Origin of the sequence: Trinickia sp. (assembly GCF_051961175.1) — a bacterium.
In the GTDB taxonomy this organism is placed as follows: Bacteria; Pseudomonadota; Gammaproteobacteria; order Burkholderiales; family Burkholderiaceae; genus Trinickia.
The window spans coordinates 1-6,947 of the sequence record NZ_JBQCDN010000468.1 but is presented as its reverse complement, the minus strand read 5'-3'; the positions used below and the strand labels follow the sequence as shown (position 1 = coordinate 6,947).

Below are 6,947 nucleotides of genomic sequence, written 5' to 3'. Positions count from 1 at the left end.
CCAGCAAGGCTGCCTCGCGCGTCACGGCGGAAGGCGTGATTGCTTCGCACATCGCCGGCAACGCGGGTGCGCTCGTCGAATTGAACTGCGAAACCGACTTCGTCGCGAAGAACGACGATTTCATCGCCTTCACGAAGCAAGTCGCCGAACTGGTCGTTTCCCAACACCCGGTCGACGTGGCCGCGCTGTCGGCGCTGCCCTTGAACGGTCAGACGGTCGATGCAGTGCGCCTGGCACTCGTCGGCAAGATCGGCGAAAACCTGTCGATCCGCCGCTTCTCGCGCTTCGAAACGCCGAACAAGCTCGCCGCGTACCTGCACGGCACGCGCATCGGTGTGCTCGTCGAGTACACGGGCGCCGACGAGCAAGTCGGTAAGGATGTCGCGATGCACATCGCCGCGATGAAGCCGGTTTCGCTGTCGTCGGACGACGTTCCGGCCGATCTGATCGCCAAGGAACGCAGCATCGCTGAGCAAAAGGCCGCCGAATCGGGCAAGCCGGCCGAAATCGTGGCGAAGATGGTCGAAGGCAGCGTGCAGAAGTACCTGAAGGAAGTCTCGCTGCTGAACCAGCCGTTCGTGAAGAACGACAAGCAAACGATCGAGCAAATGCTGAAGGCGGCCGGCTCGTCCGTGCAGAAGTTCGCGTTGTTCGTCGTCGGCGAAGGCATCGAAAAGCGTCAAGACGATTTCGCCGCCGAAGTGGCTGCGCAAGTCGCGGCGGCAAAGCAGCAGTAAGGCGGTTCGCAGTTTGCCGTACCCGCGGCGGGCGCCATGCTCGCCGCGGCGGGTTCGCTCGGCGAACCGCTCGGGGTTAACCCGGCCAGCCTGGACGGGTCCCGCCGGGCGGTGGCCGAGCTTGCCCCGGGTAATGTTTCACCCCTACAGTTCCACATTGTCGTGATCTCTTCGGCGCGATCGGATACCGCTATGCCCACAGCCTACAAACGCGTTCTTCTCAAACTCTCCGGTGAAGCTCTGATGGGCGACGATGCCTTCGGCATCAATCGCGCGACGATCGAACGAATGGTGGCCGACGTGGCCGAAGTCGTTCGACTCGGCACGCAGCTCGCCGTCGTGATCGGCGGGGGCAACATCTTCCGCGGCGTAGCAGGCGGAGCAGCGGGCATGGACCGCGCCACGGCCGACTACATGGGCATGCTCGCGACGATGATGAATGCCCTTGCGCTGCAAGACGCCATGCGCCATGCCGGCATCGAAGCGCGCGTCCAATCGGCGCTGCGTATGGATCAGGTCGTGGAGCCGTATATCCGGCCGCGCGCGATTCGCCAGCTTGAAGAAGGCAAAGTGGTGATTTTCGCCGCCGGCACGGGCAACCCGTTCTTCACGACCGATACGGCAGCTGCGCTGCGCGGCTCGGAAGTGGGGGCGGAGGTCGTTCTGAAGGCGACGAAGGTCGACGGCGTATACTCCGCGGATCCGAAGAAGGATCCGACCGCGACGCGTTATTCGACGATCAGCTTCGACGAGGCAATCGGCCGCAACCTGCAAGTGATGGACGCGACCGCGTTCGCGCTGTGCCGCGACCAGAAGCTGCCGATTCGGGTGTTTTCGATCGTGAAGCCCGGCGCGCTCAAGCGGATCGTACTTGGTGAGGACGAGGGCACCCTCGTCCACGTGTAAACTCCCGTGAGAGAAGCGGGGCGCGTTTCGCCCGGCAAGCGCAAGACGGCGCTTGCCGCGCGAATCCGCACAATGATGAAGTTTTGGAGGTCTAAATGAGCCTGGCAGAGATCAAAAAGGGCGCCGATCAAAAGATGCAGCGTTCGATCGAAGCGTTCAAGAACGATTTGGCGAAGATCCGCACGGGGCGCGCGCACACGGGGCTGCTCGACCACATTCAAGTCGATTACTACGGCTCGGCCGTGCCCATTTCGCAAGTAGCCAACCTGACGCTCATCGATGCCCGTACGATCGGCGTTCAGCCGTGGGAAAAGAAGATGGTCAGCGTCGTCGAAAAGGCGATTCGCGAGTCGGATCTCGGTCTGAACCCCGCCACGCAGGGCGATCAGATCCGTGTGCCGATGCCCGCATTGACGGAAGAGCGCCGCCGCGAGCTCACCAAGGTCGTCAAGAGCGAAGGCGAAACGGCGAAGGTGGCCGTGCGCAATTTGCGCCGCGATGCGAACGAACAGCTGAAGAAGCTCGTCAAAGACAAAGAGATCTCGGAAGACGACGAGCGTCGCGCAGGCGATGAGGTGCAAAAGCTCACGGACAAATACGTCGCCGAGATCGACAAGCTCGTTCATTCGAAAGAAGCCGAGATCATGACCGTCTGAGGCTGGTTCGTCTCGACGCGTCCTTTATTTTTTGCAGTGTGAGTCTCGGCGGCCATGACCTATACCAGCTCTACCGTTCGCGTGCCTGATGTTGCGGCTGTGCCGCGGCATATCGCGATCATCATGGACGGCAACGGCCGTTGGGCCACGCAGCGGCGTTTGCCGCGCGTGGCCGGTCATACGCGCGGCGTCGAGGCGGTACGTACGGCTGTCGAATCGTGTGCCCGCGCCGGCGTCGAATATCTGACGTTGTTCGCGTTCAGCTCCGAGAACTGGCGTCGTCCCATGGACGAAGTGTCGTTCCTGATGCGGCTGTTCGTCACCGCCCTCGAACGCGAAGTCGGCAAGCTCCACGCGAATGGCATCCGCTTGCGCGTCGTCGGCGATTTGTCGCTGTTCGATACGCGCGTGCAGGATCTCATCCGCCGCGCTGAGACAAAGACAGCCCGCAATACGCGGCTGACGCTGACGATCGCGGCGAACTACGGCGGCCGATGGGACATCATGCAGGCGGCCCGCAAGCTGGCCGAGCAATCGGTCAGCGAGGGCCGCGTGGTGCCGATCGACGAGGAATCGCTCGCGCAACACCTGGCACTCGCCTATGCGCCGGAACCCGATCTGTTCATTCGAACCGGCGGCGAAACGCGCATCAGCAATTTCCTGCTCTGGCAGCTCGCCTATACCGAGCTCTACTTCACCGACGCGTATTGGCCCGATTTCGACGCCAAGACGCTTTCCGATGCGATTGCCTCGTATGCCCGCCGGGAGCGCCGTTTCGGCCGTACCAGCGCGCAGCTCGAGCCGCAGTCACAAGACGCCGATTCTCTTCCATGCTGAAAACCCGCGTCATCACCGCCGTGGTGCTGCTGGCGGTGCTGCTGCCGGTCACGCTGTTCGCACCGGTAGCGGCTTTCGGCGCACTGATCGCGGTCGCGCTCGTCCTGGGCGCCTGGGAATGGGCGCGCCTGCTCAAGCTGCCGGGCGGGGCGCCGGTGGGCTATGCGATCGTCGCCGCGCTCGCGCTGGCCGCGAGCACGCGCCTCGGTCTGGGCGCGCAGGCCGCCCGGCCGCTGCTCGAGGCGGCGGCCGTCTTCTGGGTGCTGGCCGGCCCGTACGCGCTCGTGCGCAAGCCAACCCTCGCACACGGTGCCTGGCGGCTGTTTCTGGCGGTTGCCGGCCTCGTGGTTCTGGTGGCCTGCTGGCACGCGCTCGTCGCGGCTCGCATTCTAGGCGTATCGTTCGTGTTGTCGGTCCTGCTGGTCGTGTGGCTGGCCGATATCGGCGCATACTTTGCCGGCAAGGCGTTCGGCAAACATAAGCTTGCCCCGGCGATCAGCCCGGGCAAGACCTGGGAGGGGGCGGTCGGCGGGTGGCTCGCGGTCATGGTCGTGGCGCTCGCCGTCATGGCGTTGTTCGCATTCGAGCCGACGCTCGTGTCGGCGCTGGGCGAGCGTATCGGTACGGTGCGCACACTGCTCGTGCTGACGGTGCTGGTCGCGTTCAGCATCGTCGGCGACCTGTTCGAATCGATGCTCAAGCGTCAGGCGGGCGTGAAGGACTCGAGTGGGCTGCTGCCGGGTCACGGCGGCGTCCTGGATCGCATCGACGCGCTGCTGCCGGTCCTGCCGCTGGCGATGCTGCTTATCCGCTAGGCTAGGGCATCAGGGATTAGAGATATGAAAAAACGTCTGACATTGCTCGGCTCCACTGGCTCGATCGGCGACAGCACGCTCGACGTCGTCGCCCGCCATCCGGAGCGCTTTTCCGTTTATGCACTGACGGCGCATCGCAACGGCGACAAACTCGTCGCTCAATGCCTGCGCTTCGCGCCCGAAGTCGCGGTGGTCGGCGATGCCGAGACGGCCGCGCGCGTCGAGGCGCAACTGAAGGCGGCGGGCTGCAAGACGCAGGTGGCCTACGGCCAGGATGCGCTGGTGCAAGCGGCGCAAAGCGGCGCGTGCGATACCGTGGTTGCCGCGATCGTCGGTGCCGCCGGCCTCGCGCCCACGCTCGCGGCGGCCCGTGCCGGCAAGCGTATCCTTCTGGCGAACAAGGAAGCGCTCGTGATGTCGGGCTCGATCTTCATGGACGCCGTGCGCGATAACGGCGCCACGCTGCTGCCGGTCGACAGCGAACACAACGCGATCTTTCAATGCCTGCCGCGCGATGCCGCCGAACACGGCGGGGTCACGAAAATCATTCTGACAGCCTCGGGCGGGCCGTTTCGCACGCGCGAGCCGGCCACGCTCGTCAATGTCACGCCGGACGAAGCCTGCAAACATCCGAACTGGGTCATGGGCCGCAAAATCTCGGTCGATTCGGCGACGATGATGAACAAGGGCCTCGAGGTCATTGAAGCGCACTGGCTGTTCGGGTTGGGGGGCGATCGAATCGATGTCCTGATTCACCCGCAAAGCGTGATTCACTCGCTCGTCTCGTACGCCGACGGTTCGGTGCTCGCACAGCTCGGCAATCCCGATATGCGTACGCCGATCGCCCATGCGCTCGCTTATCCCGAGCGCGTCGATTCCGGCGTGGCGCAACTCGATCTCGCGCAGATCGCCTTGCTGCAATTCGAGAAGCCCGACTACGACCGCTTCCCCTGTCTCGCTCTGGCGATGCAGGCGCTCGCCGCGGGCGGTATCGCCAGCGCGGCGCTCAATGCGGCGAACGAAGTGGCCGTCGACGCGTTCCTCGAGCGGCGGATCGGCTTCATGGACATTGCGAGCACCGTCGATGCCGTACTGGCACGGTTGACCAATCGCACGCCGAGCGGCCTGGCCGACGTCCTCGACGCCGATACCGAGGCGCGCAGCGCAGCACGCGAACTCATCGCCGGGCGCGCGCTCGTGGCGCAAGCGGCGAACCGCACAGGCTCCGTCGATCGCGCGGTGCAGTGAGACGCCGATGAACGTGCTGATCGAAGTCGCTGCATTCGCCGTTGCGATCGGCGTACTCGTGGTAGTGCACGAGTACGGCCATTACAGCGTGGCGCGGCTGTGCGGCGTCAAGGTGCTGCGCTTTTCGATCGGCTTTGGCCGGCCTCGGGTGAGCTGGGTCGGGCGCAAGACCGGCACGCAATGGACGATTTCGGCGCTCCCGCTCGGCGGCTACGTCAAGATGCTGGACGAGCGCGATACGGACTCCCACATCGCGCCGTCCGATCTGCCATACGCATTCAACCGGCAACACGTCGCCAAGCGCATCGCCATCGTATTGGCAGGGCCGCTGGCCAATTTCGTGCTGGCGATCGCGCTTTTTTCGGTCGTTTTCGCGACGGGCGTGACCGAGCCTGTCGCCACCTTGGCGACGCCGCCGGCCGGCACGGTCGCCGCTCGGGCGGGTTTCGAGGGCGGCGAGACGGTCGTGACGATCGGCGACGAAAGCGGGGCCGATGTCGAGGCCGTGCGCTCGTGGTCGGACCTGCGCTGGAAGCTGCTCGATGCCGCTTTCGATCATCGGCGGGTGGTTTTACGCGCGCACGACGGGCGGGGTACATACGATTTTCAAGTCGATCTGCGCAACGTGCCCGAGCGCGACCTCGACGACGATTTTCTTTCCAAGCTCGGTTTCGATCAGGGCGGCACGTTGACGGTTGCCGCGGTGGAGCCGGGCAGCGCGGCTGCGCGCGCCGGCCTCGTTGCGGGCGACACGCTGCGTACGGCGGGCGGCGCGCCGATCGACGGTGCGCAGGCGTTCATCGCCTATGTGAAGGCGCACGCGGGGCGCCCGGTGGTACTCGGCATCGAACGCGGCACACCGGGCGTGCTACGCACGCTGACGGTCGTGCCCGACGCGCATGAGGACGACGCTCGAACGGGCGCGACCTCCGGCCGCATCGGCGCCGCGCTGGAGACGCACGTGCAAACCGTGCGGGTGCGTTATGGCCTGGCGGACAGCGTCGTGCGCGGTGCGCGGCGCACCTGGGACATCGCCATCTACTCGCTGCGGATGTTCGGACGCATGCTGACGGGGCAGGCGTCGCTGAAGAATCTGTCGGGTCCGGTGACGATCGCGGATTACGCGGGCAAGAGCGCGCAACTCGGCTGGGCGCCGTTTCTGTCCTTCCTTTCGCTCGTCAGCATCAGTCTCGGCGTACTGAACTTATTGCCGATTCCGGTATTGGACGGGGGGCATCTGTTATATTATTTGGTTGAAGCCGCAACCGGCAAAGCCGTGTCGGACCGCTGGCAGCTCGTTTTGCAAAGGGCTGGTCTCGTGTGCATCGTCGTTTTGTCGGCGATCGCGCTCTTCAACGATCTGGCTCGTTTAATCCATTTCTAAAGTGTTCGACGGTCCGCTTGCCGCGGCCGCGACGGACAGATGCAGCTAAAAACTCTGGGGATGCACGTTGTTCAAACCTCATCGCTTTGTTCCTAAGACGGTTGCGGTCGCGGCGCTTGCCGCTCAAGGGGTCGCCGCTCATGGGGCGACGGCGCCTTTCGTGGTGCAAGACATCCGGATCCAGGGCTTGCAACGGGTCGAGCCCGGCACGGTGTTCTCCTACCTGCCGATCAAACGGGGCGATACGTTCACGGACGACAAAGCGTCGGAAGCGATTCGCGCGCTGTACGCCACGGGCTTCTTCAGCGACGTGCGCATCGCGACGGAAGGCAATGTCGTGATCGTCGACGTGGCGGAACGCCCG

General features: G+C 64.6%; 8 protein-coding genes. All 8 read left to right on the top strand.

What is annotated here, in order from left to right; genetic code table 11:
* Positions 1-737: translation elongation factor Ts (gene tsf, locus ACTHL0_RS26590; protein WP_440570110.1), on the top strand; the 737-nt coding region annotated here is incomplete at its 5' end.
* 192 nt (positions 738-929) lie between these two features.
* Positions 930-1,643: a UMP kinase gene (pyrH, locus tag ACTHL0_RS26585; protein ID WP_440570109.1), complete on the top strand. Its 714-nt coding sequence runs from the start codon at positions 930-932 to the stop codon at positions 1,641-1,643.
* Positions 1,644-1,738: 95 nt separating this feature from the next.
* Entirely contained in the window at positions 1,739-2,299 is a 561-nt protein-coding gene (gene frr, locus ACTHL0_RS26580; RefSeq protein WP_440570107.1) for a ribosome recycling factor, read from the top strand.
* A gap of 54 nt (positions 2,300-2,353) precedes the next feature.
* Positions 2,354-3,136, top strand: coding sequence for a polyprenyl diphosphate synthase (uppS, locus tag ACTHL0_RS26575; protein ID WP_440570106.1), 783 nt, complete (start codon positions 2,354-2,356; stop codon positions 3,134-3,136).
* A complete protein-coding gene (locus tag ACTHL0_RS26570; protein ID WP_440570105.1) occupies positions 3,130-3,951 on the top strand; it encodes a phosphatidate cytidylyltransferase in 822 nt (273 codons plus the stop codon). Before uppS ends, ACTHL0_RS26570 begins: the two co-directional genes overlap by 7 nt.
* A 24-nt stretch (positions 3,952-3,975) precedes the next feature.
* Positions 3,976-5,199 (top strand): 1-deoxy-D-xylulose-5-phosphate reductoisomerase, encoded by a 1,224-nt coding sequence (locus ACTHL0_RS26565; RefSeq protein ID WP_440570103.1) that lies wholly within the window; start codon positions 3,976-3,978, stop codon positions 5,197-5,199.
* 7 nt (positions 5,200-5,206) lie between these two features.
* A complete protein-coding gene (gene rseP, locus ACTHL0_RS26560) occupies positions 5,207-6,583 on the top strand; it encodes an RIP metalloprotease RseP (RefSeq protein WP_440570102.1) in 1,377 nt (458 codons plus the stop codon).
* Between the two features lie 67 nt (positions 6,584-6,650).
* Positions 6,651-6,947, top strand: a 297-nt coding sequence (locus ACTHL0_RS26555) for a POTRA domain-containing protein (RefSeq protein WP_440570101.1), incomplete at its 3' end; no start/stop codon positions are given.

What these genes read in the sequence shown, in the direction of transcription:
- pyrH (WP_440570109.1), top strand. Translation starts at nt 930, where the DNA reads ATGCCCACAGCCTACAAACGCGTTCTTCTCAAACTCTCCGGTGAAGCT.
- frr (WP_440570107.1), top strand. Translation starts at nt 1,739, where the DNA reads ATGAGCCTGGCAGAGATCAAAAAGGGCGCCGATCAAAAGATGCAGCGT.
- uppS (WP_440570106.1), top strand. Translation starts at nt 2,354, where the DNA reads ATGACCTATACCAGCTCTACCGTTCGCGTGCCTGATGTTGCGGCTGTG.
- ACTHL0_RS26570 (WP_440570105.1), top strand. Translation starts at nt 3,130, where the DNA reads ATGCTGAAAACCCGCGTCATCACCGCCGTGGTGCTGCTGGCGGTGCTG.
- ACTHL0_RS26565 (WP_440570103.1), top strand. Translation starts at nt 3,976, where the DNA reads ATGAAAAAACGTCTGACATTGCTCGGCTCCACTGGCTCGATCGGCGAC.
- rseP (WP_440570102.1), top strand. Translation starts at nt 5,207, where the DNA reads ATGAACGTGCTGATCGAAGTCGCTGCATTCGCCGTTGCGATCGGCGTA.